The sequence below is a fragment of the Microcoleus sp. D3_18a_C4 genome (genome assembly GCF_036702415.1).
Classification (GTDB): Bacteria; Cyanobacteriota; Cyanobacteriia; order Cyanobacteriales; family Microcoleaceae; genus Microcoleus.
The window spans coordinates 1-1031 of record NZ_JAUBTI010000244.1 but is presented as its reverse complement, the minus strand read 5'-3'; the positions used below and the strand labels follow the sequence as shown (position 1 = coordinate 1031).

1 protein-coding gene is annotated in these 1031 nt (G+C 41.5%); it reads left to right on the top strand.

The genetic code is table 11. The features are described 5' to 3' along the window. Positions 1-1031, top strand: a 1031-nt coding sequence (locus QUB16_RS33425; RefSeq protein ID WP_333322698.1) for a class I SAM-dependent methyltransferase, incomplete at both ends; no start/stop codon positions are given.

Here is a 1031-nt window from a genome sequence, read left to right as displayed (position 1 = left end):
TACCTGCACGCGGTTCAGATTGAGCCGAATTTGACGGGAATAAATCAGAAGTTGGGATATGTTTTGCGGAAGCGCAGCGAATCGGGTTTAGACAGCACAATCGCAACTTATTGTCAAGGTGTAGAGGTACTTGCAAGCGGGAAAATTTACCACAAATTGCTGGGAATTGAGTTAGATGGAGCAGAGTTTTATATAAATTTAGGCAATATTTTAGCGAAACAAAAGCTGTTGGAAGGTGCGATCGTATTTTATAGCATGGCACTGAAAATTGAACCCAATGCTGCGGAAGTTGCCGCCCAACTGAATGAGGTTCGGGCGAAACAACAGGAGTTATACGCACAAATTGCCGCTTACCGCCACCAAATAGAAATCGAGCCGAGCAATTCTACGCCTTACAACGATTTAGGAAATATTTTACCGCAATTAGGGGAATTGGAAGAAGCAATCATTTGCCACCAAAAAGCGGCAGAATTGAGGGGTTGGGCTGAGTGTGCGGCGAAAAATTATCAATTTACCCAAGATTGGTTTACCCACAATATTCCTATTTGGCAACGGCATTTGCAGGAATTTACGGGAATTGCGGATTTTCAAGTGGTGGAAATCGGCAGTTTTCAGGGAATGTCGGCTTGCTGGCTGCTGGATAATATTTTAACTCATCCGACGGCAAAGATTACTTGTATTGATTTGTATTTTCAACAACATTTTAAGGGCAATATTGTAAAAACGGGAGCAGCAGAGCGGGTAATTGAATTAGAAGGTTACTCTCAAGATTTGTTAATTAATTTGGCTTCGGAATATTACGATGTTGCTTACGTTGACGGCTGTCATAAACCCACCAGTGCTCTGCAAGATGCGATTTTATCTTGGAGGTTGGTGAAAGTTGGGGGATTGATGATTTTTGACGATTACGAGTTTACGTTTCCCGACAGCCCGGAGCAAGATACTAAAATTGGGATAGATGTTTTTTTGGAGATGTTTGGAAGTCAGTTAGAAGTTGTACATAAAGGCTATCAACTGATTGTTAAAAAAAT